The sequence below is a fragment of the Micromonospora sp. DT46 genome, assembly GCF_049841735.1.
GTDB classification, from domain to species: Bacteria; Actinomycetota; Actinomycetes; order Mycobacteriales; family Micromonosporaceae; genus Micromonospora; species Micromonospora reichwaldensis.
In genome coordinates this window covers 26,725-53,078 of sequence record NZ_JBNCKW010000009.1, presented here as the reverse complement: position 1 = coordinate 53,078, position 26,354 = coordinate 26,725, and the positions used below count along the sequence as shown (strand labels likewise).

The window sequence follows — 26,354 nt, the reverse complement described above, 5'->3', positions numbered from 1 at the left end:
TCAGCGGTCAGGCAGCCAGTTGCCGTGCAGGCCGAGCGGCACCGGGACCGGGAGGTGGACGCGCGCGACGGGCTCGCCCGTGAAGTCCTGGGCCGCAAGGATCACCAGGTCGCTGGCGTTGCGAAGAGGATTGTGCACGTACGTGAGTAGGTACCCCTCGTCCTCCCCATGCCCCGCGGCGGCGAACACGGCCTCCCCGACCGCCTCGTCATTCCCGAACCCGTGTACCTCGGTCGTTCCCCGTTCCAGGTCATGCTTGACCAGGGCGTTGGTGAAGGCGTCGTCCGATGGCGAGCCCTGGGGTGTGAACGGGATTCCGTACAGGGCGGTCGCGGCCGAGTAACCGTATCGGTATGGGCGGGTTGTACGCGTCTCGTTCACGCGCGGGAAGTCCTGCGGCCGGTCGTCGATGTGCCGCTGGTGGATCGCCTCCGACGTGATCGTCCAACGGTCCAGTGTGGGCCGGATCGCCCCAGGGTCGGCGGGATCGAACGGCCCCTGGGCCGTGACCAGGTCGACCACGACCGAGTCGCCGTCGTCGTAGGCGTTGAGCGTGTGACTGACATGGATCGGGTCGATGTCCAGCCAGCGCACGTCACCTCCAGTCCGCGGCATGACGCCCACCCGCGTCGGGTGCTCCGCCAACCACCGGCAGTCAAACCCGTCGAAGCCCAGCGGCGTGTCCCACAACACCACGTGGTTCTCGGTGAGGGCGAAGTCGTGCATGAATGGCGTTCGCGTCATGGGGATGGTGGTGGTCTGGACGACGCTTCCCTCGGCGTCGGTCACGATGTACTGGACGACGTCGTGACCCGGCATGTACGACAGCGAATGGAGCCCGCCGGTGAGCGGGTCGTGCTTGGAGTGCGCTCCCGCCGTGAACCCTTCCGCGGTCCCTCCCAGGGCACAAACGCCCACGGTGTTCAGCTCCTCGTCCAGCTCGGCGGGCGGCAGGCCACCCTCCGCCATGGCGAAGGTTCGCTGGGCATGCTCGATCACGTGCACCATGGGCGCGAAGCCCGGGGTCCGCACGAAGCGATTGCGGTACCACTCGGCCCGGCCTTCACGCAGCCGCACCCCGTGCACCATGCCCTGGCCCATACCCCAGATGTGCACAACGGGATCTTCCACGCCCAGCGGGTTGGGCCCGTTGCGTAGGTAGCGGCCGTTGAGCTCGGCCGGGATCCGCCCGGTAACCGGGAGATCATATGCGGTGACCTCTTCAGTGACGGACGCGAAACGGCGTTCCAGATACCTCATGTGGACACCGTACGAAAAAAGACGCCTGAGCCCTCGCCTGTAAGGGGAAATGCCACGCTGTGCACTAGTGCAAAAGCATTAGCCCTCTGGATAAGCCCTCGTGGCATCGCAGTCCGGCTACCCGGCAGACCTAACGCCGACCGCTCGTGCCGATGACAGTGCAGTGCCGACCGTCAGAAGCTGACGACCTCATGCTGGTGTCGGGCCGATCTGATTGCGCCGGGGTCGGCCGCCGCTGCGCGCGGGGTGTCGATCGGGATCCGTGGGCGCTACCGCAGTTGGTTGCGGCGGCGTGTCAGGTAGGCGGTCTCGGCGGCGTTGCCTGCCAACTCGATGGCCTTGTCGTATGCCGCGCGCGACTGCTGACTTTGGCCCAGCCTGCGCAGAAGTTCGGCGCGGGTGGCGTGGTAGGGGTGGTAGCCGGACAGCTTGTCCTCAAGACGGTCGACGGCCGCCAGTGCCACGTCCGGGCCGTCGAGTTCGGCTACTGCGATTGCCCGGTTGAGGGCGATGACCGGGGAGGGGTCGAGGCGGATGAGTTGGTCGTAGAGGGCGAGGACCTGCGACCAGTCGGTGTCGCGCATATCGCGGGCGGAGGTGTGCACGGCGTTGATCGCGGCGAAGATCTGGTAGCGACCCGGAGCCACCCCGGCGGCGGCAGCGGCGAGGCGCTCGCGCACCAGCCGATGCCCCTCGGCGATCAGCGCGGCGTCCCAGGCCCCACGGTCCTGCTCGGCCAGGGAAACCAGTTCGCCGCTGGCCGAGACCCGGGCGGTGCGGCGGGCCTCGGTGAGCAGCATCAGCGCCAGCAGCCCGGCCACCTCACCGTCGTCGGGCATGAGGGCACGGATCAGGCGGGTGAGCCGGATCGCCTCGGCGGTCAGGTCGTGACGTAGGGGATCGGTGTCGGGGCCGGTGGCCAGGTAGCCCTCGTTGAACACCAGGAACAGGACGGCAAGCACGCCAGACACGCGTGCCGGGAGATCCTCCACGGACGGCACCCGATACGGGATGCGGGCCGCCTTGATCTTGGCCTCGCGCGGGTGATCCGCCGCTCCATGGCGGTCTCCTGCACCAGGTAGGCACGGGCGATCTCGGGCACGGTCAGACCGCCGACCATGCGCAGCGCCAGCGCTACGCGGGTCTGCATCGCCAGCGCCGGGTGACAGCAGGTGAAGATCAGCCGGAGCCGATCGTCGTCGATGGTGCCGACAGGCTCGGGCGGGTCGTCGTCGTACACCATCTGAGCCTCCTTGTGCTTGTCGTCGCGCTTGTTCTCGCGTCGGATCCGGTCGATGGCCTTGCGGTTGGCGGTGGTGGTTAACCAGGCGCCGGGATTGGGCGGTACGCCGTTGGCCGGCCACCGCTCGACGGCGGTCGCGAGCTCCGGCCGCCGCCTCCTCGGCGATGTCGAGGTCACCGAACCGCCTGGAGAGGGCGCGACCACCCGGGCCCACTCCCGCGTGTGCGCCTGGGTGATCGCATCCCGGACGTCGACCACAGGGCTCCTGACAGGAACGGCCGCACCTCGAGTTTCCGGTTGCAGGCCTTCGACCCCTCGGCGGCGAGCTTGAGCGCCACGTCCAGGTCGGGGGCCTCGATGCAGGGCCGTGAAGATGCGCTGGGGGTGTCTCGCTCATCCACCGCGTCGTACGAAGCCTGCCACCGAGGCCGGCAGTTCGTCCTGCGGCATGTCCTCGTAGCCAGGACGGGCGAAATCAAAACAAGAGCACGACGCGGTCGCTGGAGCCGTAGTTCCACGCCTCATGCGTGACGGTGTCGTCGAAGACAAAGGTCTTGCCTTCGCGCCACTGCCGGGTCTCGTCGCCCACTCGCAGTGCGCAGTCCTCAGGCACGACCAGCCCGAGATGCGCGCGGTGAACGGTCGTAACCCACCCCTGATGTGGCTTGATCTGGGTGCCAGGAGCCATCCGAGAAAACCCAGCGGTCGTCAGGCGAGGAACCTTCGTCAACGCGGAGGCAGTGTTCGGGCAAGCTTCGAGCGCCTCCTCAATCCGTTCCCCGAAGGCGACAAGCCCGTACACGCTCCAGCCCTGGCCGTACATCTCGCGTTGCACCCACGGCTGATAGGTCTTCCGCGGCAGAGCAAGGCACTCATCCCGGATGGCCTCCCACCGTGCCCGAAGATCGGCCAGGAAGGGAAAATGCCGCTGATCCAGGAACATGAGAGACCATGATGCACCAACGACGGATGATGCGGGCTACGGCGCCGCCTCGTGACGATCGTGGCCCTCGTACGCACCTCCAGCGGTAGACGCACGCTCATGCCGCTGACGGTGCCGCAGTCTGTTCCAGGCCCAGGGCGCGTTGGACGTCTTGTCGCATCTGCAGCCGGTTAGCAGTTCGGCTAGGTTGGCCACGTGGATGTCCAGGTGCTGGAAGGTTCGTTCGTCGAGGTGCCGACTGCCGAGGGCGAGGGCGCGGGAATGGACCGCCGCGCATTCGGCGAGTTCGTCGGGCCTCGCGGCGAGTTGGCCTCGTACGCGTTCGGCTGGACCACGCGGTCGCAGCCCCACGTCGCCCGACTGTCGATCGGGATCGGTGCCGGCAATCCAGGTGGCGGCACGGTCCACGCCGTCGTGTTCCAGCACCAGGACGGTCATGCGTTCTCACTCATCGACGAGCCGTTCGAGCGGGTACCACAGGGCGGCCCGGATTTGACCGCAGATCAGGCTCGATCCCATGAGGATCTGCCGTTCGTGTGGTGGGTTGCGGACCACGTCATGCGGCATGATCGACGCGCGTGGTGGATGCGGCACTGGCTGGTGGGCACCACGTGCATCCAGACCATCGAGGTCTTCGAGCGTCGCGAACCTGTTCTGCTGGTGAGCAACGAGGTTGACGACGGGCTCTGGCAACTTATCGGCGCCACGGACGCGGACAGCAGCACCGGCAGGATCGGACACCTCCACCACGTCGTGGACGAAGATCCGACCTTGATCGACGTTCTCGACCTGCCGCCGGGAAGTAGCGCACAACGCGCCCGCCGCGGAGAACCTTGGACCGGCCACCCGACCACCCAGCCTGAGCCGATCGCGTAAGGGCTTCCCTGACCGGCGGCAGGCTCGGCGAGACGAATGCACACGCACTACTTTGCCGCGATCCGCGCGTCACGTAACGTGAGCGCGGTCGGCACGCCGGCAGGCGCCCGGAACTGCCGATGAGGGGACGCTGGTGAGGTTGCTTTTCCGTAACTCGGTTGCGTGCTTGGCCCCCTTCCTGGAGGGATGGGCCGTGTGGTGACTGAGATTCGTCCTGTCGAGCGTCACGAGGTTGTCGAGTATTTGCGGGCGCTGCCGTTCGCAAACGGGCTACCGAGCTGGGAGCCGTACCCCGCAGCGTGGCACGGCGGCGCGGAGGCTTGGCCGTGTCCGCGTCCGCCAGCGACTCGCGAGCAGCTGGAGTCGTGGGCTGATGAGTTGATGAAGGACGAAACCTTCCGACCACAAGCGGCGATCGTGAACGGCAAGGTGGTGGGGGCCACGGCGATGCTGTCGCTCCAGGTGACAGCTCCAGGGCTGCGCGTGGTGCCCATGGGTGGCGTCACCGGCACCGGCGTCATCGCCACTCATCGGCGGCAAGGCCTGCTGCGGGGCATGATGCAGGCGATGTTCACCGATGCCCTTGAGCGTGGTGAGGCGATCGCCGAGCTCAGCGCGAGCGAGGGCAACATCTATGGGCGGTTTGGGTTCTCCCCAGCGACGCTGCGCACCCGTTGGGAGATGGAACGCTCGGCCGCCCGGCTTGTCGACGCCGATCCTGACCTGGGAAGCCTGGAGTTGGTCGATGCAGCGACAGCGCGGGAGGTGTGGCCCGGGATCTTTGACAGGGTGCGACGGGCACGGGTCGGCGAGATCGCGGCACCCAAGGGCCGCTGGGCGGGCCTGTCCGATGAGGCCAATGGCACCGACGGGCCGCTGCGATTCCTTATCCACCGCGACGCGGCAGGGCAGGTGGATGGCATCGCGAACTATCGCCTGCCGTGGTCGACAAACCCCGATGGGGTCGGCGTGCTGGTGGTCGAAGCGCTGGAGGCGCTCACCGATGAGGCCTACCGAGCCATGTGGTCCCTGCTGCTTGACTTCGACCTCACGCGCAAAGTCGTCGCCCCGGCCCGACCGGCCGACGAGCCTCTGCGCTGGATGCTACGCAACCCGCGGGCCATGCGCGTCACGCGGCAGTCGGACAACCTCTGGGTACGAGTCCTCGATCTTCCCAAAGCCCTGACCAGCCGCGGCTACGACACCGACGGTTACCTCAGGATCACCGTCGAGAAAGACCCAGAGTGCCCCCACAACATCGGTACGTGGGAACTTGAGATCAGCAAAGGTGAAGCCGAATGTCGGCGCGTTGATGGCGCCACGGACCTGACCCTGGACATACAGGCACTCGGATCGCTCTACCTCGGGGGGATGTCCGCCGCCGCCCTGGCTCGCGCCGGCAAGATCCGCCCACAAGAAGCGGATGCCCTGGCCACCCTTTCACGACTCTTCCGCACCGATCCCGAGCCTTTCAACTCGATCGGATTCTGAACCGATGGTGCATCCGCTCATGCCGCTGACCGCGCGACTTTGCCGATGAAAGCGCGCCGTCGCGGATACTGACCCGGTGTTCACCTTGCCGCACCCCCCGTCAGGACTGACCAAGGCGACCTGGACCGACGCCGACTTCCCGGGCATGGGATGGCATGACTGCCGGGTCCATGCCGTGAGCATCCGCGAGTACGCGGATGGCACCCTTCCGCCCGCCAGGATGCTGCTGGACCTCGACTACATCGTGTGGTGGGTGCAACCTGCAGGACGAGACCGAAACTTCACCTTCTGGATCGCGCCCGCGACGCTCGTGTTCGAACGGGCGTGGAACATCGACGGCAGACTCGGCCCGCTTCACGAAGTCATGGAGATCGCCGACGTTCACCGGCTTGATTCCCCAGACAGCAACCCGGAACCGTTGTGGCACATCGAGGGTCAGAACTTCGAGTTCCGCCTCCGAGCGGTTGGCTACACCCAGTACCTGCGGTTGCCGCCGCAACACGTCCCCCGGCAGGCACTCACCTCCACCGAGCGCGCCGGGATGAGCTTCGCCGAGCAGTCCTTCGCATGACAACGGTGCACGGATCTGCCGCTGACCGCGCGTCACGGGTGGCAGCCGCCGTCCAAGGGTGGCGGGTGCACGGTCGTGCCGATGACAGCGCACTGGGATCTGGTCGGAGTTCATAGTGGCGGCGGGCGGGCTTGGCGTGGTTCAGTGCTCGTCCTGGATCCACGCGCACACCGCGGCCCGCTCCGCCTCCGACAACTCCATCCGAGCGTTGACCGTCAGCCGCAGCACGTTACCGGCGAACTCCGAGGCGAGGTTCGCCGCGTCGTGTCGTGCTTCCCGCCACTCGACCCCGCTGTACTTCAGACCGATGAGCACAAAGTGGATCGCGCTCCTCGTGACCGTGTGTCCCCGCCGGCCGCACGCCTCACGGATCACCTCCTCCGCCTGCGCCTGTGGTAAGGCGGGGTTGGCGCGGCCCTCTTCGGCGATCGACCGGAACAGTGCCTGGTAGGCGTCTGTGCCGATCAGCGGTGCTCCGACGACCCGGCTCACCCGTTCGGCGATCTCCGGCGCGCTCGCGGGCTGGACCAGCTCATGCCTGGCCGGGTCGAGCAGCCAGCCGGGGTGGCGCGGCTCCAGCACCAGAGTGTCGCTCTGGATCGCCGCGACGAACTGCTTGAACCCGCCCGCCCCGGCCCAGTTTGTCGTCGCCTCCCGTCCCACGGTCTTGCGGACGTAGTGTGCTGCGGAGGCGAGGTCGACCGGTGTCGTCGACTGTGCCACAAGCTGCCGCACCGCCGCCTCGAGGCGGTTCCGCACGCTGTTGCTGTCACGGTCGATCGACGCAGCAGCAGTCGCGCGTGGCTGCGGCACGGGAGTGCGGACCTGGTCCACTCCGGCTTGCGACGGGCTCAGGCCCAAGGCTTCTTCGATGAACATGATGTCCGGAATCGCGAAGTCGCACACCGACTGCAGCGCGGCGGCGGTCGGCCCGCTCACCAGCATCGCCGAGGTCCTGTCGTGCTCCCGCAGCCGCATGAACACCGGGGTGAAGTCTGCGTCGGTCGACAGGACAACGAAGTCGTCGAACCGGGTCGGGTGAGTAAGGGTGTCGAGGATGTCGAGCACCATGTGGATGTCGGCACTGTTCTTACCCATGCTCGTCAGCGACGGGCAGTCCACGACCCGGAACCCCGCCCGAGTGAAGTATGAACGGAACTTGCCGGAATGGCTCGGCTCCAGGTAGCAGATCCGACGTAGCAGCACCCGCGGGACTTCGTCGTCGTCGACCCGGAATGGGCCCAGATCCTGCTCCATCCACCGCACCCAGCGCCCCGGGTCAGTGGCAAACGCCGTAGCCGCGTCGGGGCTTGAGTTGCGCAAACCGATGTACACGTTCTCGAAGTCGACGAATAGCGCCGCACGGCGATACGAAGCGAGCGGGGCTTCGGCCATGGCGCTACCTCCGGGAACGTGGACTGATCGACCATAGACGGCCGAGGACGTGCCCGGCGTCGACCGTTCGACCCCCAGTTCCGTGCCGCCAGGACGAGTGTCGAGGACCAGCGGGTAGAGGAAGGCCCCTGTGCCTACTTGGTATCCCACCAGTCCCACCACTGCTCCGGCGCTTGCTCAAAGGCAGCAACGGTAGGCGCCTTGTGTCGGGCAGTGCTGCCGTCGATGCCGGGGGCGCAGGAGCGGAATGGCCCGTCGGGGCCGAGCAGCATCGGCAGGTGGTGGTCCAGTTCGCGCAGCCAGCCCAGCATGCCGGTCATCTCGAGCCGGGCGTGTTCCCAGCCGTACCACAAGGCGGTCAGCCGGGTGATGGCTTCGTCGTGGCGCCACCACTGCTCGCACCAGTGCCACCGCACCAGCCCAACCTCGCCGACCGGCCGGGGAAATCCCGGCAGGAGGTAGTCGCGGACCCACTCCTCAACAGTCCCGTATACCGGTGGTTGTCCCTGCCCGCCGTCGCTGCCCGCGCGGTCGGCGACAAACTGCTGAAGTTCGGCGACCTGCTTGGCCAACAGCGCAACTTGAGCTGTGAGGTCCTCTGTCATCCCGTCCACCTCGCCGAAGGGACTTGACGTTTCCGCGCTAGTCATCGAGTCACCGCCCGAACCTGCTCCGGTACCACGGTCGCCGGCCGCTTGGCAGCCACGAGGGAATCCACCTTTCCGCCGACTACCAGCGGAGCGAAGGTCTCGCCCAGGCGACGTTGCTGGGCTGCGGCTTCTTCGTGGCCGGCCGAGCCGTAGTGCTTGGCGGCCACGACGAGCCCCTCGGTGTGTTCGTCGGCTGCGGTGCGTGGGTAGTCCGGCGTCCCGGCGACGGCGCGGGCCCGCGCCCGCTCCTCGTCCGCGCGTGCCAGCAAGTCGTGGTCGGCGGCATCGGCGACCACCGGCGTCAGTGCACCTGCCTTGCGGGCCTGACCCACGTACTGGCGTGCCAGTCCGAGACCGTCCGCCGCCGGCGCTCGGCCGCTGGAGCGCAGGTCACGCTGTAGCCGGTCCAGCGCCTCGGGACTGACGTCGGCGAGCAGCCCCACTGCTTCAGCGCGTACGGCGGCGTCCAGGTCGTTGAGCGCCTTCCCACCGGCGGGTAGCGCCTTCCCGTTTGCGCCGGCGCGCAGCTTCGGGCCCTCCGGGCCACCGTGTGGTCGCGCCGCTCTGCCGCTGGCGCCGGCCCTCGTCGCTTCGCTCTCCCAGACCTCGTGGGCCGCGGCGCGGGCGGCGGCGGGGGCGGACTTTCCAGCCGCCCGCTGCCGGTCGTACGCGGCCCGCCACTGCGGGTGCAACTCGCCCAGGCGGTCCAGTGCGAGCCCCGCGAGCTTCTGAGCGACGGGGTCGCCGGCGGCGGCGTGCACCGTCGCGGTACGCCATACCTCGGCCACCTCGGTGAGGGTTGCGTCCTTCAGCCACGAGCCGTCGACTCGGCGGGCGAGTCGCTCCCGGTCGGCACGGACGGAGTCGCCGAGCCGGGCGGCGGCGCGGCTGGCCGCCTCGGCGGCCCGCTCCCGGCCGGCGGCACGTTCCTCCTCGGCGGCCTTGCGCTGGATGCTCACTGCGGCGAAGCGGGCGACGGCTTCGCTGAGGGTGGAAACGACGCCGAAGAACTGCATCGCCTTCTGTCTGGCCTCGTCGACCGGGTCATCGTGCTGCGGTTGCATGATGCTGGGCTCCTTCCGCTAACGGGTCCGCATCGCGCGGCGGGCACTGTCCACTGTGTGGCTGGTCGTTGCCGCCACCGTGAGCGGCGTCGTTACCGGCCGCTGCCAGCCGGCGGCAAGGGCCCGGAGCTGCCGGGCCGCATCCCGGGCTGCCTGCGCCTGGTGCAGCCGATGCTGAGCAGTACGGAGGTACTCCAGCGCGTCGGCAAGCCGGGCCATGTCGAGCACCAGCGCCATCGCAGCGACCGAGTCCTCGTCTCCGGCAATGCGACCCATGAGCGCTACCAGCCGCGACATCGCCCTCAGTTCGTACGAGCGGGACGTCGTGTGTGCGGTCCGCGCGTACATGTCGCGTGCGGCCCGGTCGAACACCTCCGCCGCCCGGTGCAACGGCCCACGCAGGCTGCCTTCCCTCGCGTACGCCAGGCTCGTGAGCACGTCTGCTGCGGCGGTAGCGGCAGCCTGGGCCGTCGCGGGATCCTCACGCGCGCTGCGCCGGATCTCTCCAGCCGCCGCCTGGGTGACGCCAGCGGCGTCGCGTAGAGCTTGGGCGCGGGCCGTGACCCGACCTCCCGACGGTAGGCCGGCAGCCGGCAGCGGGTCTCCCCACCGACGGCGCAGCTTCGGCAGGGTCAGATCGGGGGCGAGTCGCCCACCGGAGAACCACACCGGTTGCCCGTCACCGGTGCCCGCGCCAGGCAGCGCGACGGCGTAGCCGGTGATCTCATCGGCGTTGACGGTGCTGCGACGCACTCTGATCAGCACCCCTGCCTCCGCCAGCCGGTCGAGGAACTCCAACTCGCTGCCTGCGGCGGCGACGGCGGTACGGACCCGCCGTCGCAACTCGTCGCGAGGGGTGTCGCTCCAGCCCTTGCGGCGGGCCTTGTTGACCTCCGCCGGGTGGGGCCTCCGGTCTGCGGTGCGGTCGGCCGGGGGTACCTGCCTGCGCAGGCCGTAGCGGCGGGCGACGTTGCAGGTGGCCTTCACGCACCTCGGGTAGTCGTTGCGGGCCCAGTTCGTGCGGCCGTCTTCACGCACGAGGGTCGCGACGATGTGGACGTGATCGTCGTTGTGCCGCACCACCACCCACCGCAGACCCGGGTCGTCCGCTTCCGTGGCAAGTCCCGCTTCGGTGAGCATCTCCCGGGCCATACGCCCCCAGGTGCCGTCGGTGAGCACCCGGTCGCGGTCCTCCGGCGCCAGGCGCATCGAGCAGTGCCACACAGGTTTCGCCGGCGGCCTCTTCCCGGCTCGCACCGGCTCCTCCAGGAGAGCGGTCAATCTCCGGAAGTCCCGCTTACCCGAGGCGGTGATTTCCGGCTCCAGATCGGCCAGCTCCCCGGCGCCGTCCCACGCCGCGACCAACCGCGGGTCGACGTGCTCCTCCTGCTTCCCCGGCCCGTACAGGTAGCGCAGCAGCCCACCGACGCGGCAGCCGCGACGGTGGACGCGCGAGATCACCGCAGCCGCCGGTCGATCAGTTCCGTCACCTGGTCGAGGCGGGCGACGGCGTGCGCGCAGAACTGCACCGCCTCGACGGCCCAGCCGGGCAGCTCCCCGGTCGAGTTCGCGGCCGCCGCAGCCTGGTTGACGTTGGAGCCGAACATGTTCACCGCACGGCGGGCAGCGAACAGTTCTCGCTGCAACTCCCGCAGGTCACCGGTGAGACACGTGGCCGGTTCTTCTGCGCGCGCTGCGCCGACCACCACCTGCGCCGTGTATCCCGCTGGCGTGAGACCCGCTCGCCGGGCCGCCTCAACGACCAGCGCCCTCTCCTCGTCCGAGAGCCGAGGGTAGATCCGGTGGGAGCGACCGGGGCTGAGGTGCTCCCGGTGCCGAGCCTGACCAGAATCGCTGACATTGCCTTCGGTGCTCACGGCAACGAGCCTTACGCCCGGCCGTTAACGCCCCGGTGAGCGGAACCGTTACCGGCACCGGCCAGCGCTTCAGCGACCACCGTCGGCGGGGGAAGTGACCTGACGTAACAGCGAGTGTGATCAAGTGCCGTACCGCGCGGTCAAAGGCATCGGTCGTGCCGTCGAGCATGATCGAGAGCCGGCACGCGGTACGGCGTTCGCTGACGATTCGCTGACTCTCAGATGATGCGCTGCGGGCACGGCTAGCGCTCCGAACTCTGTCTCGCAAAGATCAAGTGCTCTGTCGGCCGGCGTCGCTCCTCACCGTTGACCTGCGTGAGCTGTTAACCGTCGTCGCCCGCTCACGACCGATGTTGGTCGGCCTGGCTGTACCGATGGCTGTACGGTTTGATCTATGACAGCAGCCGAGACAGGGATCGCGGGACGCTTCCGCGACCCAAAGTACTGGCTGCGTGGCTTGGCCGCTGGAGCGATCTTCGTCCGTTGCCCACGCTGTGCCGGGCGGGCTTCGGTCCTTCCTGATCCTGAGTCGGCCGACGGCTCCCGGCATCATGTCTGGCTGCGTCGTCGGCTCAGTTGTCTCGGGTGCCCGTTTACTGGCGTCTGGGATGCTCCTCGCCGCGCAGGCGACAACGCGCGAACACTTCCTGACTTCTCAGGCCCGAATGACCCGTACTTCGGACTGCCGCTCTGGCTTTCGGTCGACTGCCGCGGGCGGGTGCTCTGGGCATACAACGCCGAGCATCTGGACCTGCTGGAGGCGTACGTGTCCGCTCGATTGCGGGAGCGCGGCCGAGACATGGGGAGCCAAACCCTTGTCGAGCGCTTACCCGCATGGATCAAGGAAGGCAAGCATCGCGCCGACGTGCTGGAAGGGATAGGCCGGCTTCGGGCGCTGCTGCCCTGACCGCCGACCAACGGCACCGCCACTTTGGAAGATCGTATCCGGCTGTCCCGGTCTGTCTGTTGTGCCTGGTCGGCGGCGGGGTAACGCTGACCGGTGCTGACCTCTAGTGACCGCCTACGGCACCGGCTTATGGCACGTGGCTGGCACGGCTCGCCCTGGGCGCGGTCGTCCGGCGTCGTACGGCTTTCCGCCCCGGCCTTCGGGCCGGGGCGGCTTGCAGTGGCGCCGGGTTGTCGCGCGCCTGAACCACGTACTTCGGTGGCAAGCCGCGAAGCGGTGCGGCAGCGATTGCCGGGACCACGGCGGCGGACGACCACCTACGCAATCGGCACGGCCATTCTCGTGCTGCCTGCTGGTCTGAACCGGCTACCCTCCCAGACGTGCGTGATGATCTATTCGTTCTAACCTGGCAGCAGCGACGGCAGGCCCGCACCGATTGGCGTCGGGTGAGTGCCCAGCAGCGACGCGAGGCCGTACTGCGAGCGAAGGAGGGAAAGTCAGCGCCGGATCCCAAGGTATCCCTAGCCGCCCGCAAGTACGGGGAGTATCTGCTACATAAGAGCCGCTCGAACCGCCTACCGCGATGGCTACAGCCTGCGACGGGCGCGTTGGTAGCCGTCGTCGGAGTTCTTCTGGTCGCAGAAGTTGTCTCCTTCCCTGGCAGCCAGAAGGTCGGCGTGCTGTGGACCTTAGGAGGTCCCGTCGTCTTCCTTCTTGGACTGCTGAGCTGGTCCCAGCGCAAGTGGGGCCACCTACTCATTGCGGCGAACCCAGCGGAGTAGCGCGGCCGGGCAGTCTGGCCCGCCGCGCCGGCCGATGCCGGCCGGAGGCCGCCAGCAGGCCGAGCGCGGCGGGCGGAGTTCCGTGCGGTCCGGGACGAGCATTGGCGTAGACCTGAGTACTCTGCGAGCGCTCGGCAGAGTGCCGCCGTCCGGCAACGTTGCTGTCGACAGCCGTTCCTCTGGCGACCCCGGTTGACCCCGCTGGAGGGATGCGGTCTCAACCTACCGCCCGGTGTTGGGCCGTACCATGCTGGGTCGACAAGCAGGCGTTGGTACGCATTGCTTGACGTCATGGACCAGACTCGACCGACGTTGGTGCTGCCCTCCTGCTGCCTCGCCGCTGCTTTACGTCCCCTGCAGGCGTTCCGAGGTCGGAAGGTCACCCCAGCACATCGGTGTCCGGCCGCACCGGCAGGGCTGCAGCGTCCACACTTGGCCTGCCGCCACCGTGCACGAGCGTGACCCGCCGGCCATCCTGGTTCCTGCGTTCGATCACGGTCAGGTACGGAAGTAGCATCGGTCCGTGACGTACGGGACAGCGACGCTCATCGGTTGCGGGGCTCTCGTCCTCGGCGGACCAATCGGCCTGAGCCTGGTCGCCAACCTGATCCGGCGGCAGCGAGAGTTTGGCAGGCGGTCCCTGCGGCGCTTCGTGGCCAGCGGCATGATCGTGTCCGGGGCAATCTTCCTCTTCGGCGGTCCTGCTTTCCACCGGCTGTTTCCTCCGCCGTACGACCCGATGCTCGCCAACGGCAATGGACTCGACCTGCGCGGCTTCCTGTTCTGGTGGGCCGCCTGGGCCGGCGCGGCGCTGACCTTCACCATCGCGCTCGCCTACGGCGTCGACCTGAGCCGGCTGAGGCGGTCGCGGCAGGCAGCGTGACACCGCTGAAGGGCGGGACAGCGGTCGCGGATCGGCGGTGACCTGGTGCCCACGGGCGGGTTCGAACCTGCGACATACGATCTAGGAAGGCGACTGAGGCGTGATCGTGACGCCTGGCCGGTTAACGCCCCTCTGGTGTCCCGTCCGGCGGAAAGTGGCACTGGTGTCGGTGCCTGAGCTGCGGTTGTGCCAGGTCCGCGCGGACAAGATCAGGTTAGTCGTCCGGATCTACTTGGCACTGTCGGCGATGAGTGCGTCCAGCAGCTGCGACAGGCTGAGGCGTGGGTGGTGTTCGGGCTCGGGTTGGTAGTCGAGCGGCAGGTCGTGGTTGGTGGGCCGGTCGGCGTAGTTCGGTAGCGCCCAGCTCGGAACATGGCGGTGCTTGTTGAACTCCTTGTTGGCTTTCTTGGCGAGGGTCTCGTCGGAGGTGGCGTGGTTGACCGGGACGCCGTCGAAGGTGACCCGGCGGGTCTGCGGGAACGTGCGGTTGGGCACGACGACATCCGGCAGGCCGGCCATCGCCCGCAGCCAACGGTCCGTTTCGTACCCGGTCCACTCCTGGGTGACGGGCCAGTTATGGGGGACGGGCTCAGGTCCGATCTGCCGGCTGATGTCGGCGGTGATGGTGAGCCGGTGCTCCGCGGAGGTCAGCGCCCGGCGGGCAACGGCCCGCCACGTAGGCGAGCAGAACAGCCGCGCAAGGTTGACGATCTCGGGGTAGAACGCGGCGAGGAACACCGAGGTATTGAACCGGGTGCGGGTAGGGATGAGCAGGTCGATGCGTTCCTGCCAACTGCGGCGTCCGGGAACGTCGATACGTTGCTGAAACCGCCGGTCGACGCAGACGGCGATGGAGACGTCGAACGCGTTGAAGACGTGCCGCCAGCCTCGGCGGCGCAGCAGCCGGGTGTGCCGTCGCTGCGCGGTGACGAGTTCGGGGACCAGCCGCGCGAGCTGTCGAGGACGCAGGTCCGGGATGGTGGGGACCGGCGGGCCGATCCAGTAGCCGTGGCGGGTGCAGACGAACTCGTGGTGGGCGAAGAACCGGACGACCGGCCCGCCCGGGTGCCGTGCGGTGCAGACGGGGCAGGCCCGTTGGGGAAGGTGACGCAACTCCCGCCAGCGCGGGGCGGGGTCACGCAGTTCGGGCATCGCGTGCGCGAGCGCGGCGAGTTGGTGGCCGGTCGCGGCGACGAGCCGCTGCGCGACGATGAGCTGGCGGCGCTTGCTGGTGCCGCCGTAGGGCACCGAAGCGCTGAGGTGCTGCCAGAGGTCTCGGTAGCCGATGGAGTGCAGTGCGGCGAGGCGCCGGACGTAGGAGGTGACGGTTTCCTGCTGGGCAGGCCGAACCGTGATCGGCAACCTTCGGATCATGCGGTCGTGGCGGCCGGCGCCCGTGGCGCCGGTGCGGGGCTGGGGTGGGTCGCGGCGTATGCCTCGGCGGCGTGGTCGAGGCGGACCCGGTCGAGGTGGGCGCGGGTCAGGTGTTCGGTGCCGTTGAGGATGGCGTCGATGGCGGCGCCGCGGACCAGGTGCGACAGGCTGCCGATCATGCCGGCGGTGCGCCGGTGCAGGTACTCGTCCAGCGCGGCGAGCGTTCCGGGCTGGTGGGCGCGCAGCGGCAGAGTGGCTTCCAGGCTGGCGACCAGGGCGTGCCAGGCGGCGCGTTGGTCGGCGGTGCCGTAGGCGAACGCGGTGGTGGGGATGGTGGTGAACCGGCTGGCGAGCTGCTGACCTCGGGGGCCGGCGAACAGGCCGACGCGTTCGACGTTGACGCCGGCGTAGATGAACGTGGCGGGCAGCCGCTCGGCGAAGTATTTGAGCTGGTCGGACACCTCGGCCCCGGCGCGGGTGGCGAGGTTGAGGTTGTGCACCTCGTCGACCAGGACCAGCTCGACACCGACGTGAGCGGCGGTCGCGCAGACGGCGTTGGTCACGTCGGTGATGTTGGCCCGGCGGCCCAGCGGCAGACCGAAGAAGCGGGCGAACTCGACGGCCAGCATCCGGGGTGTGGCCGCGGGCGGGACGGTGACGTAGACGACCGGCAGCCGGTTCTTCTCGTGCGGGTGCCGGCGACGCACCGCGACTTCGTGGGTGCGGCCCAGCGCGGTGATTGCGGTGGTCTTGCCGGTGCCCGGGACGCCGGTGACGATCAGCCCGCGGCGTGCGGACAGCTGGCGGCGGTTGAGCAGCACCAAGCGCCGTGCCGTCGCCACGACCTCGGCAACGACCGGGGTGTTGACCATGACCAGCTCGGACAGGTAGTCGATGCGCGCGTCGTCGGTGTCGGTCCCGTCGCCGGCGGCCGGCGGGGTGGGCCGGCGGTCCACGAACCGCGCCCAGCCCTCCTTGGTGGTCAACGGCTCGTCGGCCAGGACCTGCTTGGCCTGGTCGGGCTGGCTCAGGTGCTCCATCGGGGCGGGGCCTTTGCCTCTCAATCGGAAGGGACGTTTGCGGCGGAGGCGCACCGAGACGGGAGCCGGGACTGTGGCCCTGCGCCGGGTCATAGCCAGCGCTCGGCTTCGGCGTCGACGTCGAACAGCCCGAACGGCTCCACCGGCGCCGGCCCGGCGCCGGGTGCGGGTGCGGGCGTGGGCAGGTCGATGACCTGCGCCTCGGGCAGCACCCGGCGGCGTGCCGCCCGGGTGCGGGCCGCGACGCGGGCCGTGGCCTTGTTCGGCGGCCCGTTGCCGGCGCGGGTGAGCAGCTCGTCGAGGACCCGGGCGACCTCGGTCTCGTTGTCGTCGGGCAGGCCGCGGGCGGCGGCCATCCGGCGGGCGTGGCGCCAGGTGAAGTCGGCGAACGGCGCGCTGACCATCGGCAGGTGCGTCCAGGCCGCGGTGATCCAGCCGGCCGGGGTGCGGACATAGACGTGGGACAGGTCGTAGGGGTCGTAGTGCACTTCCCAGCGCCCGCCCTGCTCAGCGACGGTGGAGCGTTCGCTGTGGGGCAGGGCGTCGTCGTCGTAGGTGCGGTGGTCGATGGTGATGCCGTACTCGTTGACGTGGCGCCAGTGCACCGGCAGCAGCTCCAGGTAGTCGGTCCCGGACAGCGTCAGGGGCAGGTAGCCGGACACGGCGACCATCGCGGCGTAGGCGTCGTTCGGGCTGAACGCCCGGCGCGGCGCGTGCGGGTCGCGTAGCCCGTCATGGGGCCGGTGCTGCCACCCGGCGACGATCCACTCGTCGAGCAGGTCTTGCAGCTCGGGCAGGCTCCAGAGCGGCTCGTCGGTGATCCGGTCGCCGCGGCGGGTGACGTTGCCGCCGGTGTAGCCGGCGACGTGCTGGCAGAACAGGCTGGCGATAGAGGAGAACTGCCGCTCGACCAGCGGCTTGTCGGTCGGGGTGCCCTTGCGGGCCGGCTGGATACAGATGCCCAGCCGGTCGCAAGCGCGGGTGAACACCTCGGAGACGAACACCCGGCCGTGGTCGATGACGATCGTCTCCGGGACGATCACCGGCTTGGCCGCGGCGGTCTCCAGCCGGGCGTCGATGTCGAGCAGCCGCGTGTGTGGCAGCCGGGAGGCGGACATGCGCAGCGCGGCCGACCAGCCGGGCCGCATCGGCTCAGGGACCAGCGTGCGGGCCAGCAGCAACGCGGCGTCGACGGCCTTGGGTGCCGGCCGGGCGCAGCACCGCCGCGGCGATGGTGCGGGTGGCCACGTCGACGACCATCGTCAGCTCGGGGCGGCCGGGGACGCCGGAGTCCAGCAGCACCATCACGTCCAGCGGCGTGGAGTCGATCTGCACCAGCTCACCGGGCCGGGTGGCGAACGTCGGGGTGAACGGCGCAACCGGCCGGTTGGCCAGGGACCGGCGCGTGGTCGCCGCGCCGAACGAGTGCCGCCCGCCGGCCAGCACGCCGACCAACTCGTAGAACGCGCTGCGACCCGGAATCGGCACCACCCCGGGCCCGTGCTCGGCGTCCAGCGCGGTGCGCACCCGTCGCATCAGGCGCCCGCGGGTGCCCGTCGAGGCGTGCGTCTGCGCGTCCAGTTCGGCGCGGATCGCCGTGACCAGCCGCTCGTCGGCCCGGCCGACCGGGTCGCTGCCGCGGGTGTATCGCTGGTCGACCAGCCCCCACAGGCCCTGCTCGGCGTAGCGCAGCCGCATCCGCGTCACCGTCCGCGCCGAGGTCGGCTGCCCGGCGGCGCTCAGCTCGACGGCCTTGGCCGCGTCGCGGTCCTTCAGCGTGCTCGCCGCCGGGTCGTAACCCGGCCGCGGCCCGGCGCCCTCCGGCGCTTCCGGTGCCCGGCCGGTGACCACCTCGACGAGGTGCCGCTCCCAGCGCCGGGCCCGCTCGAGCACCTCGTGCGGCAGGGTCTCCAGCAGCCCCAGCGGTTCCACCGCCGGCACCGCCTGCTGCTCGTCGAGCAGCTCGAAGTCCGCGGCGGCGAGCAGGAACGCCAGCAGCACCACCTGCGCAACCCCACCCCGCGAGCGCAGCCGCACTGACGTGCCGGCCAGCGCCACCACCTGGTGCTCGTCGCCGTCGAAACGCACCCACTCCCCGACACGCAGCACCGGCAACTTGCCCGCGCCCATCAGCAGGCCCCGGCCGTGGTCACGATGGTCGCCTCGTGCAGCCGTACCCCGAGGTCACAGGCCAGCTCACCGCACCACAGCAGGTGGAACAACACCGGCAGGACCGCGATCGGCTCACCCGCCGCGCCAGCACCGTCCATCAACTGCGCGGGCTCGGCGAACACCTCCCGCAACGCCGCGCCCACCGCCGGCAGCCGGTACCGCGGATGCCGGTAACCGGCCAGCCAGCGCACATTGCGCACCATCACCAGCTCCGGCGCGCCGACCAGCCGATACTCCCATCCGACCAGCTCACACGCCCGGCCAGTCACGGCGAACGCCGCGGCGTCACGCGGCTTGATCCGGTCGACTGGTCGGCAGTCCACCACCAGGCCCCGCCCGTCGGCCAGCCGGGCGAAGTAGTCCGGCGCGTGCGAACGGCGCCGGCCGGAAGCCTCGTCGTCCCAGAACAGCCAGAACGGCTGCGACGCGATCCCGGCCACCGCCGGGTCGAAGTCGAGCAGCATCAGGTGATCGCGCTCCAGCCACGACTCGTACCCGACGTGAGCGCCGGTCGTCGACGACCACCACAAGCCCGGGAAGTTGCGCTGCCGCTTGTACGACGGGAAGCCGCGTACCGGCTTGACCAGCTCGAACAGCCCCCGCCGAGTCGATCAAGGAGGTGCGGACCTCCGATCCCTCGGCGCCGACGTAGCCCACCTCGAACTCAGCCGTCAGCGGCCCACCCAGGCCCGGCACCGCGCGCAGCACCCCGGCACCGTACCGGACGTGCCACCTCAACCCGGACGCGTACTGGGTTCGGGGCGGAACGCGGGCAGACTTTAGAGTGGCGCCGTGAGCAACCAGCCGGTCCGCGACGCCTACTCGCACATGTCCGAGCAGTACATCGCCCTGTTCGATGGTGACTGGCAGGCCCACGTGGATGACACGGCCCTTGTCCGAGACCACCTCGTCGGCTTGGACGGCGCCGTGCTCGATCTCGGTTGCGGCCCCGGGCATTGGAGCGCCTACCTGCATTCGCTCGGCGCCAACGTGACCGGCGTCGACTTGGTACCTGAGTTCATCGGCTACGCCCGGACCCACTTTCCCGGGCCGGCGTTCCAGCTCGGATCAATGACGGACCTGGACCTTCCCGACCACTCGGTGGCCGGCATCCTCTCCTGGTACTCGACCATCCACCTACCGCCATCGGAGCTGGATGCGGTACTCGCCGAGTTCCGCCGGATGCTGCCTCCTTCCGGGAACCTGGTGATCGGCTTCTTCGACAGCGACGACGATGTGGCCGCGTTCGACCACAAGGTCCACACGGCATACCGCTGGCCCGTAGACACATTCTCTGCCCGCCTGGCAAAGGCTGGTTTCACCGAACTTCAGCGCTTGCAGCAGCAGTCCCCGGACCGCCCGGACCGCAAGTACGCGGCCATTGCCGCAACAGTCGCCGCGCCGTAGTGCCCGATCGGCACACAGCTGACTGCCGGTCGAGACCAAATACACGCACACTCATCGGGAAGCCTGTCAACTCGCCGAGAACCCTCAAACCTCGCTGAGACCGGACAGCACCGTACCGGACGTGCCACCTCAACCCGGACAGTGCCAACCTCGTGCCAAGTCATACCGGACGGTGCCAACTCAACGCGGACGGGACAGAACGGTCGCGAAGACTGCATCGGATGAAACCCGCCACGGTCGGAGCAAGATATGGCCATTGGCCGCCAATCTCGACCGGGCGCGGTCGAGGGCACCCGGCGGGGTGGTGGTTGGCCCACGCGGAGCTGGACGCGGTACGCGCCATCAAGCGCAGCGGCGAGGTCGAGGACACCGTCGAGCCGTCCGTCGCTGGCGCCGGGGACGCACAGCCGATACGCGAGGTGCGGGTCGAGCCGTTCCTAGTCGCCCGGCACCCGCTGACAGTGGCGCAGGTCCGGTATTGGCTGCCCGAGCACGAGGACCCGTACGCCCAGGCGGACACTTGCACGGCGCGGCTCGAAGACGACCTGCTCAAGCTGTTGCCGTTCCGGCTGCCCAGCGAGGCGCAGTGGGATACGAGGCTCGGGCCGGCACCACCACGCTGACCTTCCGCGGTGACGGGAACCCGGCGAGGACTATCTGCTCGACGACTTTGGCGACGAGACGCGGACGGCCGCCGGGGAGAACGCGTTCGGGCTGGCGGCGGTGGGATCGGCGAACGAGCTCTGCGCCGACGTGTGGATCCGCGGGTTGGCAGACGCGCGGCCACGTCCGTGGCATCGACGGGCAGCGCTGAGGGTTGATCGTGCCACGACAGCAGCGCTGGCTGACCGGCCCCTCGCTGTCCCTATGGCAGAGGCTGCGCGGCCATGATTAGCGAGTCGGTGCCGTGGCGGCGGTCGCGATGCCGACGAGCCGAGGCGGAGCCAATGACCGACCGCCGTTGACGGCGTCCCGGTTGGCATCGGCAGCATCCCGCCTTTACCCATTCGAGGCGCTACCCTCGACGCATGGGCGCCACTTCGACCCGTTCCGCCCGGCGGTATCTAGCCCGGCCGGGCCGATCCGCCGTGGTCGTAGACGATCTTGCCGCCCTGCACGGGCCGACCAGCGGTGTCGTGGAGCTGCCACACCGGCTGCTCTGGCGGCCAGACCGCAGCGTCAACCTGGACCAGGAATGGGCGCGCAACGCCCTGTACGAGGTCGTGCTGACCGAAGCGGTGCGGGTTGATGAACTCTGCGCCTGGCTCGACGGTCCGACCCTGATCCGGGTATGGAACGACCTCTACCTGCCGCGGGGTGTGCGCCACGCATGGGAGGACCGGCATGCGGTGCTGCGCCAGATCTCGGCCGCAGCCTGATGCCTCACCCTGACCCAGAGCACGTCGAGGTCGCGCGGGTCGCGCTCTCCGTAGCCAAGCGGCACGGATTTGCCCTCGGCGGTGGACTGGCCTTGCTCCTGCACGGAGTCGTCGACCGGCCGACCGAGGACGTCGATGCCTTCACCGACCGCGCCGACGGAGTCGCCGCAGCGACCGAGGCCGTGGAGACGGCGTTGCTCGAAGCAGGCTTCCAGGTATCACGGGTCGCCGACGACAGCGAGCTGTCGGCAGTGATCTACGGCTTTGACGACCACATGACGGAATGGGAGATTCAACGGGGCAACAAGGTGGTCCGGCTGAGCCTGTCCTGTCAGGCACGGCTCCATGCTCCGGTGGTGATGGATGTCGGCCCGGTCATGGACCTGGCTGACCTGCTCGCCTGGAAAGTCACCGCGCTCGTGGGACGAGCCCGCGAGCGTGACTACGTCGATGTGGCCGCAGTGCTTGACCAGTACACACCGGCCCAGCTGCTGGCCATGGCCCGCCGCGTTGACCCCGGACTTGAGGCAAAGGACGGTCCAGTGGTGGGTCGGCGCCTGGACAGGATGCCCGACGAGGCATTCGTGCCGTACCAGCTCACTCGCGCCGACGTGGTACAGCTACGGCGACGCTTCGCAGCCTGGCCCCGCTGATCGATCGGGCGCACCGAGCTGCAGGAGTTCATTGGCGCTGTCCCAGCGCTCTGGACCGTAACGACTCACACGGCTGACCGACGGCGCGCCGGCTCACACCGTGCGCGCCGTCGGTCCTTTTGTTTTGTCGGCGCACCAGCCCGGTCGGTCCCGGGCTTCCCTGTCTCAGGCTCTGAGCCTGGCTAGCGGCAGGTCGGCTACTCGATGGCAAGCAGCTTGAGGATCGCCGGTACGGGCACGAGGTACCGCCGGCCGACGCGCAGAAGGCGTACCGGGAATTTGTTGGTTTTGGCCAGCTCGTAGGCCTTGGTGCGCCCGATTCCCAGGATCGCTCCGGCGGTCTCCACGTCGGTGGTGACGCCGAGCTCCCGCACCGCCTCGATCGTCCAGACCGGGTTTAGCGCCTGGCCCGGCTTGCGTCCGCCAGCTGTGGTCGTTGACATCGTCCGCCGCCCTCCCCTGAGGTCGTGAGCACGCCGATACCGGCGTCAGCCCTCACGATGCGATCATCCGGTTACTCGGCGCGTTGCCGAGTGAGAGCAACCGCCACGGGTAACGGCAACGGCCACAGCCGCTGGCTACCGTGCCGATCCCCGAGCTGACGGTCCCGACATCGGGCTCTTTCACCGGAAACCTCCGCAGCCAGAAGTACTGCAGTCGGGCGTGACCCAGCGTCTTCGGTCTAGCTATTCCGCGGCGACCAGGTCGCTGCGTCGCCGAGTACTGCCTCCATGAGCTCTGCGGCCTTCCGTTCGCTCTCCGGCAGTACGTGGGTGTAGACCTCCCGCGTCGTCCGGCTGTCAGCGTGACCAAGCCGCCGTTGCATCACGTGCTCGGGAACACCGGCGTCGGCGCCGGTGGTAGCGGAGGTGTGCCGGGCGTCGTGCAACGCGATCACGGGCACCCCAGCATCCGCGCACGCCTTCGCCCACTGGTCGGTGAAGTACTTCGGGTAGTACGGCTCCCCGTCCTCGCGGCAGAACAGGTAACCGCCGTCGTGGTACAGGACCCCAGCTTCGGTCTTTTCCACGGCCTGACGCTCCCGGTGGGCGAGCAGTTCCGCTACCAGGGCCGGCCCGAGCGCTACCGCCCGCTTGCTCTTGCCCTTGGGCGCCTTCTCCACCACCCCGTTGCTGGTCGTCGTGCGCTGCCAGTGCAGCAGCAGCACGCCGCGATCAAGATCGACGCGCGGCCATTTGAGACCAGCCAGCTCCCCACGCCTGGCACCGACGACGATCGCCAGCACCCACGCGGCACGCAGTCGGTGGTCGGCGTGGTACTTGAGGAACTTCGCCGACTGCGCCGGCGTCCAGACGCCCTTGCGCCCCATCGTCTCCCGCTCGGCCTGCCGGGGCTGCCGCACGCCCTCGACGTTGACCCCGAGGTCGGCCAGCGCCTTCATCATGATCCGGTGCACGATGCGGACGGTGGTCGGCGACAGCGGCCCACCATTCTTGCCGCCGCACTTCAACAGCTTCTTGTAGAGGTCGTGGATTACCCGCTTGTCGAGAGCGTAGAGCTGCCGACCGCCGATGTGCGGAACCACGTAGCAGCGGATGACGTCCCGGTAGTTGCTGAGCGTCGTCTCCTGGACGTCCAACTCACGCTCGTTGAGCCAGCTCTCCAGCTCGGCGGCGACGCTGCCGTCAGCGCCAAGGTCCGCTCCGCCGTACGCGGCGCGTGCCTGTTCCTCCGCCTTCAGGGCAGCGGACTGGTTGGGGAACCCCTGCCGCTTGTGCTGGCGGCGGCGCCCGTTGGTGTCGGGCGGGAGGTCGATGATGAAGAACCAGCGGGTCTGACCGTTGGCGAGGCGGTAGCTGTAGACAGCCACGAGGCTGCACCTCCGCAGTAACGGGATCGGGGGATGCAACCCACGTTAAGCGATCTCCGTTACCGCCAGCGTTACCGCAAGATCACACATGATCTTCTATATCCGCTGGTGAACACCAGTCGGGACGGCCGGATTCGAACCGACGACCCCTTGACCCCCAGTCAAGTGCGCTACCAAGCTGCGCCACGTCCCGATGCTCTCGCGCGGATCTCCCCGCGACAGCCGGTACAGCTTAGCGCAGGATCTTCGCGCCGTCCGCACTGCCCCCTCCCGTGCCGGAACGCGTCGTCCCGCGCACATCCCCTACAGCATCCTAGGAGGATAGGGAAGTTGATGGGCTGCGAAAAAGCCGGGTGGGAGCGTGCTCCCACCCGGCTTCAGATCGGGCGGGTCAGCCGTGCGCCTTGCCCCGGCCGCCGGGGCCGAGCTTCTTGCGGGGGCGTACGGAGATCTCGATCGGGCTGCCCTCGTAGCCGAACTCCTCGCGCAGCTTGCGCTCGACGAACCGCTGGTAGCCGGCGTCCAGCGGAGCCGTGGTGAACAGCACGAAGCGCGGCGGCGCCACGCCCGCCTGGGTGGCGAAGAGGATCTTCGGCGCCCGACCGCCCCGCACCGGGTGCGGGGTCGCCTGCACCAGCGCGGTCAGCCACGAGTTGAGCTGCGCGGTCGGTACGCGGGTCTCCCAGCTGGCCAGGGCCTTGCGCAGCGCCGGCGCGAGCTTGTCGACCGCCCGGCCGGTCTGCGCCGACAGGTTGAGCCGGATCGCCCACGGGATGCGGCGCAGCTCGCGCTCGATCTCCTTGTCCAGGTAGTACCGGCGGTCGGCGTCGACCAGGTCCCACTTGTTGAAGGCGATCACCAGCGCCCGCCCGGCCTCGGTGACCATGGACAGGATCCGCTGGTCCTGCTCACTGATGGGCTCGCTGGAGTCCAGCAGCACCACGGCGACCTCGGCGGCCTCGATCGCCCCGGCGGTCCGCAGGCTGGCGTAGTACTCGGTGCCGCTGGCCTTGCCGACCCGCTTGCGCAGACCCGCCGTGTCGACGAGCTGCCAGGTCTCCCCGCCGATCTCGACCAGGCTGTCGACCGGGTCCACGGTGGTGCCGGCGACCGAGTCGACGACCGCCCGCTCCTCGCCCGAGAAGCGGTTGAGCAGGCTGGACTTGCCGACGTTCGGCCGGCCGACGAGGGCCACCCGGCGCGGGCCGCGCGGGCGGTTCTCGACGATCTTCGGGGCCTCCGGCAGCGCGGCCATGATGGCGTCGAGCAGGTCGCCGGAGCCACGTCCGTGCAGCGCCGACACCGGGTACGGCTCACCCAGGCCCAGCGACCACAGCGAGGTGGCCTCCATCTCGATGGTGGTGTTGTCGGCCTTGTTCGCGACCAGGATCACCGGCTTGGCGCTGCGGCGCAGCATCCGTACGGCCGCCTCGTCCACGTCCGTCGAGCCGACCATCGCGTCGACCACGAACAGCACCACGTCGGCCGTGACGACCGCCGTCTCGGCCTGCGCCGCGATCGCGGCGGCCCGGTCCTTGGCGTCGGGCTCCCAGCCGCCGGTGTCCACCACGGTGAACTGCCGGCCGGCCCACTGCGCGTCGTACGGCACCCGGTCCCGGGTGACCCCGGGGACGTCCTCGACGACCGCCTGACGGCGCCCGATGATCCGGTTGACCAGGGTCGACTTGCCCACGTTGGGGCGGCCGACCACGGCCACGACCGGCTGCGGCCCGGTCGGCTCCTCGGTGTCGACGTCCGGTTCCCGCAGCTCGATCCACCCGTCGGTGTCGGTCATGCCACACCCCGATCGGTCAGCAGGTCGCGCAGGCGCCCGACGACCTCGTCGATGCCCAACTCGGTGGTGTCCAGCACCACGGCGTCGGCGGCCTGGGTCAGCGGGTCGGCCTTGCGCGTCGAGTCGAGCCGGTCCCGCCGGGCCAGGTCGGCCGCCGTCGCCGCCACGTCGGCGGCATCCTCGGCGCTGCGTCGGGCGGCCCGGGCCGCCTCGGAGGCGGTGAGGTAGACCTTCAGGTCGGCGTCCGGGGCCACCACGGACCCGATGTCGCGGCCCTCGACCACGATCCGGCCGGCATTGGTGATCATCTCCTGCTGCCGGGTGACCAGCAGCGCGCGCACCGCCGGCACGGCGGCTACGGCGGAGACCGCCCCGGTCACCTCCGGCCCACGGATCTCGGCGTCGACGTTCACGCCGTCGGCGGTCACGCCGTACCCCTGCGGGTCGGTGCCGATGCGCAGGTCCACCTCGCCGGCGACCTTGGCCACCGACTCGGCGTCGGTCAGGTCGACCCCCGAGCGCAGCACCGCCCAGGTGATGGCGCGGTACATGGCGCCGGTGTCGAGATAGCGGGCACCGAGGCCGACGGCGAGCCGCCGGGAGACGGTGGACTTACCCGAACCGGACGGTCCGTCCACAGCGACCACACATCGCCCGGCCCGTTCGTTTTCCTCCACCGTCGTCCTCCTCAGCCCGTACCTCACGAAACACCGGATGTGTCGCGAGCGGTTGTCCAAACGTTCTCAATGATGCCCGGCGTC

The 26,354-nt window shown here is 69.3% G+C and carries 25 protein-coding genes, 1 tRNA gene and 1 pseudogene; 9 read left to right on the top strand and 18 right to left on the bottom strand.

Features of this window, described 5'->3' with window-relative positions:
- The 3 genes and pseudogenes from ACLQ20_RS24705 to ACLQ20_RS24695 all read right to left on the bottom strand — a co-directional run bounded on the left by ACLQ20_RS24705 (window position 1) and on the right by ACLQ20_RS24695 (window position 3,446).
- Window positions 1-1,260 carry a carotenoid oxygenase family protein gene (locus tag ACLQ20_RS24705; RefSeq protein WP_358120972.1) on the bottom strand — a complete coding sequence of 420 codons (1,260 nt, stop codon included), beginning with the start codon at window positions 1,258-1,260 and terminating at the stop codon, window positions 1-3.
- Between the two features lie 269 nt (window positions 1,261-1,529).
- A pseudogene (locus ACLQ20_RS24700) lies at window positions 1,530-2,761 on the bottom strand (RNA polymerase sigma factor).
- Between the two features lie 217 nt (window positions 2,762-2,978).
- Window positions 2,979-3,446 (bottom strand): aspartyl/asparaginyl beta-hydroxylase domain-containing protein, encoded by a 468-nt coding sequence (locus tag ACLQ20_RS24695; protein ID WP_425857801.1) that lies wholly within the window; start codon window positions 3,444-3,446, stop codon window positions 2,979-2,981.
- A 195-nt stretch (window positions 3,447-3,641) separates the two neighbouring features.
- Here ACLQ20_RS24695 and ACLQ20_RS24690 point away from each other — a divergent pair, with 195 nt between their 5' ends.
- The 3 genes from ACLQ20_RS24690 to ACLQ20_RS24680 all read left to right on the top strand — a co-directional run bounded on the left by ACLQ20_RS24690 (window position 3,642) and on the right by ACLQ20_RS24680 (window position 6,384).
- Complete coding sequence (locus tag ACLQ20_RS24690) at window positions 3,642-4,322, top strand: hypothetical protein (RefSeq protein WP_151452510.1); 681 nt, start codon at window positions 3,642-3,644, stop codon at window positions 4,320-4,322.
- 186 nt (window positions 4,323-4,508) lie between these two features.
- Window positions 4,509-5,813, top strand: coding sequence for a GNAT family N-acetyltransferase (locus ACLQ20_RS24685; protein ID WP_425857800.1), 1,305 nt, complete (start codon window positions 4,509-4,511; stop codon window positions 5,811-5,813).
- Window positions 5,814-5,889: 76 nt separating this feature from the next.
- A complete protein-coding gene (locus tag ACLQ20_RS24680; protein ID WP_151452508.1) occupies window positions 5,890-6,384 on the top strand; it encodes a hypothetical protein in 495 nt (164 codons plus the stop codon).
- A gap of 141 nt (window positions 6,385-6,525) precedes the next feature.
- Here ACLQ20_RS24680 and ACLQ20_RS24675 read toward each other — a convergent pair whose 3' ends face one another.
- From ACLQ20_RS24675 to ACLQ20_RS24655, 5 genes are all read right to left on the bottom strand, one after another.
- Window positions 6,526-7,779, bottom strand: coding sequence for an NYN domain-containing protein (locus ACLQ20_RS24675; protein ID WP_425857799.1), 1,254 nt, complete (start codon window positions 7,777-7,779; stop codon window positions 6,526-6,528).
- Window positions 7,780-7,913: 134 nt separating this feature from the next.
- Window positions 7,914-8,384 carry a DUF4913 domain-containing protein gene (locus tag ACLQ20_RS24670; RefSeq protein WP_225852566.1) on the bottom strand — a complete coding sequence of 157 codons (471 nt, stop codon included), beginning with the start codon at window positions 8,382-8,384 and terminating at the stop codon, window positions 7,914-7,916.
- Window positions 8,385-8,425: 41 nt separating this feature from the next.
- On the bottom strand, window positions 8,426-9,493 hold the full coding sequence (locus ACLQ20_RS24665; protein WP_425857798.1) for a hypothetical protein: 1,068 nt from the start codon (window positions 9,491-9,493) through the stop codon (window positions 8,426-8,428).
- An 18-nt stretch (window positions 9,494-9,511) separates the two neighbouring features.
- Window positions 9,512-10,954: a relaxase/mobilization nuclease domain-containing protein gene (locus tag ACLQ20_RS24660; RefSeq protein ID WP_425857797.1), complete on the bottom strand. Its 1,443-nt coding sequence runs from the start codon at window positions 10,952-10,954 to the stop codon at window positions 9,512-9,514.
- A complete protein-coding gene (locus ACLQ20_RS24655; RefSeq protein ID WP_425857796.1) occupies window positions 10,951-11,370 on the bottom strand; it encodes a hypothetical protein in 420 nt (139 codons plus the stop codon). Before ACLQ20_RS24655 ends, ACLQ20_RS24660 begins: the two co-directional genes overlap by 4 nt.
- Before the next feature lie 394 nt (window positions 11,371-11,764).
- On the opposite strand from ACLQ20_RS24655, the gene ACLQ20_RS24650 reads away from it, so the two are divergent.
- Together ACLQ20_RS24650 and ACLQ20_RS24645 are read left to right on the top strand one after the other, a co-directional pair.
- Window positions 11,765-12,277, top strand: coding sequence for a TFIIB-type zinc ribbon-containing protein (locus tag ACLQ20_RS24650; protein ID WP_151457746.1), 513 nt, complete (start codon window positions 11,765-11,767; stop codon window positions 12,275-12,277).
- 1,305 nt (window positions 12,278-13,582) lie between these two features.
- Window positions 13,583-13,942: a hypothetical protein gene (locus ACLQ20_RS24645; protein WP_327027829.1), complete on the top strand. Its 360-nt coding sequence runs from the start codon at window positions 13,583-13,585 to the stop codon at window positions 13,940-13,942.
- A 228-nt stretch (window positions 13,943-14,170) separates the two neighbouring features.
- Here the strand turns inward: ACLQ20_RS24645 and ACLQ20_RS24640 are convergent, their stop codons facing one another.
- The 5 genes from ACLQ20_RS24640 to ACLQ20_RS24620 all read right to left on the bottom strand — a co-directional run bounded on the left by ACLQ20_RS24640 (window position 14,171) and on the right by ACLQ20_RS24620 (window position 19,115).
- Window positions 14,171-15,304, bottom strand: a complete 1,134-nt coding sequence (locus ACLQ20_RS24640) for a TniQ family protein (protein ID WP_425857795.1) — start codon at window positions 15,302-15,304, stop codon at window positions 14,171-14,173.
- An 8-nt stretch (window positions 15,305-15,312) separates the two neighbouring features.
- Entirely contained in the window at window positions 15,313-16,356 is a 1,044-nt protein-coding gene (locus ACLQ20_RS24635) for a TniB family NTP-binding protein (protein ID WP_425857794.1), read from the bottom strand.
- A gap of 89 nt (window positions 16,357-16,445) precedes the next feature.
- Window positions 16,446-17,537, bottom strand: coding sequence for a Mu transposase C-terminal domain-containing protein (locus ACLQ20_RS24630; protein WP_425857793.1), 1,092 nt, complete (start codon window positions 17,535-17,537; stop codon window positions 16,446-16,448).
- A complete protein-coding gene (locus tag ACLQ20_RS24625) occupies window positions 17,509-18,486 on the bottom strand; it encodes a hypothetical protein (RefSeq protein ID WP_425857792.1) in 978 nt (325 codons plus the stop codon). The genes ACLQ20_RS24630 and ACLQ20_RS24625 overlap by 29 nt, the downstream gene beginning before the upstream one ends.
- Window positions 18,486-19,115: a TnsA-like heteromeric transposase endonuclease subunit gene (locus ACLQ20_RS24620; RefSeq protein WP_327031201.1), complete on the bottom strand. Its 630-nt coding sequence runs from the start codon at window positions 19,113-19,115 to the stop codon at window positions 18,486-18,488. Before ACLQ20_RS24620 ends, ACLQ20_RS24625 begins: the two co-directional genes overlap by 1 nt.
- A 241-nt stretch (window positions 19,116-19,356) precedes the next feature.
- On the opposite strand from ACLQ20_RS24620, the gene ACLQ20_RS24615 reads away from it, so the two are divergent.
- From ACLQ20_RS24615 to ACLQ20_RS24600, 4 genes are all read left to right on the top strand, one after another.
- Window positions 19,357-19,935: a class I SAM-dependent methyltransferase gene (locus tag ACLQ20_RS24615; protein WP_077938073.1), complete on the top strand. Its 579-nt coding sequence runs from the start codon at window positions 19,357-19,359 to the stop codon at window positions 19,933-19,935.
- Window positions 19,936-20,243: 308 nt separating this feature from the next.
- Window positions 20,244-20,558: a hypothetical protein gene (locus ACLQ20_RS24610; protein ID WP_425857791.1), complete on the top strand. Its 315-nt coding sequence runs from the start codon at window positions 20,244-20,246 to the stop codon at window positions 20,556-20,558.
- 405 nt (window positions 20,559-20,963) lie between these two features.
- A complete protein-coding gene (locus ACLQ20_RS24605; RefSeq protein ID WP_151453107.1) occupies window positions 20,964-21,314 on the top strand; it encodes a hypothetical protein in 351 nt (116 codons plus the stop codon).
- Complete coding sequence (locus ACLQ20_RS24600) at window positions 21,266-21,967, top strand: nucleotidyl transferase AbiEii/AbiGii toxin family protein (protein WP_425857790.1); 702 nt, start codon at window positions 21,266-21,268, stop codon at window positions 21,965-21,967. Before ACLQ20_RS24605 ends, ACLQ20_RS24600 begins: the two co-directional genes overlap by 49 nt.
- Before the next feature lie 197 nt (window positions 21,968-22,164).
- Here the strand turns inward: ACLQ20_RS24600 and ACLQ20_RS24595 are convergent, their stop codons facing one another.
- The 5 genes from ACLQ20_RS24595 to cmk form a co-directional block, all read right to left on the bottom strand.
- Window positions 22,165-22,410 carry a DNA-binding protein gene (locus tag ACLQ20_RS24595; RefSeq protein WP_425857789.1) on the bottom strand — a complete coding sequence of 82 codons (246 nt, stop codon included), beginning with the start codon at window positions 22,408-22,410 and terminating at the stop codon, window positions 22,165-22,167.
- A gap of 239 nt (window positions 22,411-22,649) precedes the next feature.
- Window positions 22,650-23,798 carry a tyrosine-type recombinase/integrase gene (locus ACLQ20_RS24590; RefSeq protein ID WP_425857788.1) on the bottom strand — a complete coding sequence of 383 codons (1,149 nt, stop codon included), beginning with the start codon at window positions 23,796-23,798 and terminating at the stop codon, window positions 22,650-22,652.
- A gap of 119 nt (window positions 23,799-23,917) precedes the next feature.
- A tRNA-Pro gene (locus ACLQ20_RS24585) sits at window positions 23,918-23,991 on the bottom strand.
- Between the two features lie 198 nt (window positions 23,992-24,189).
- Window positions 24,190-25,593 (bottom strand): ribosome biogenesis GTPase Der, encoded by a 1,404-nt coding sequence (der, locus tag ACLQ20_RS24580; protein ID WP_327027808.1) that lies wholly within the window; start codon window positions 25,591-25,593, stop codon window positions 24,190-24,192.
- On the bottom strand, window positions 25,590-26,270 hold the full coding sequence (gene cmk / locus ACLQ20_RS24575; protein ID WP_151453735.1) for a (d)CMP kinase: 681 nt from the start codon (window positions 26,268-26,270) through the stop codon (window positions 25,590-25,592). The genes der and cmk overlap by 4 nt, the downstream gene beginning before the upstream one ends.
- Window positions 26,271-26,354 lie beyond the last annotated feature (84 nt).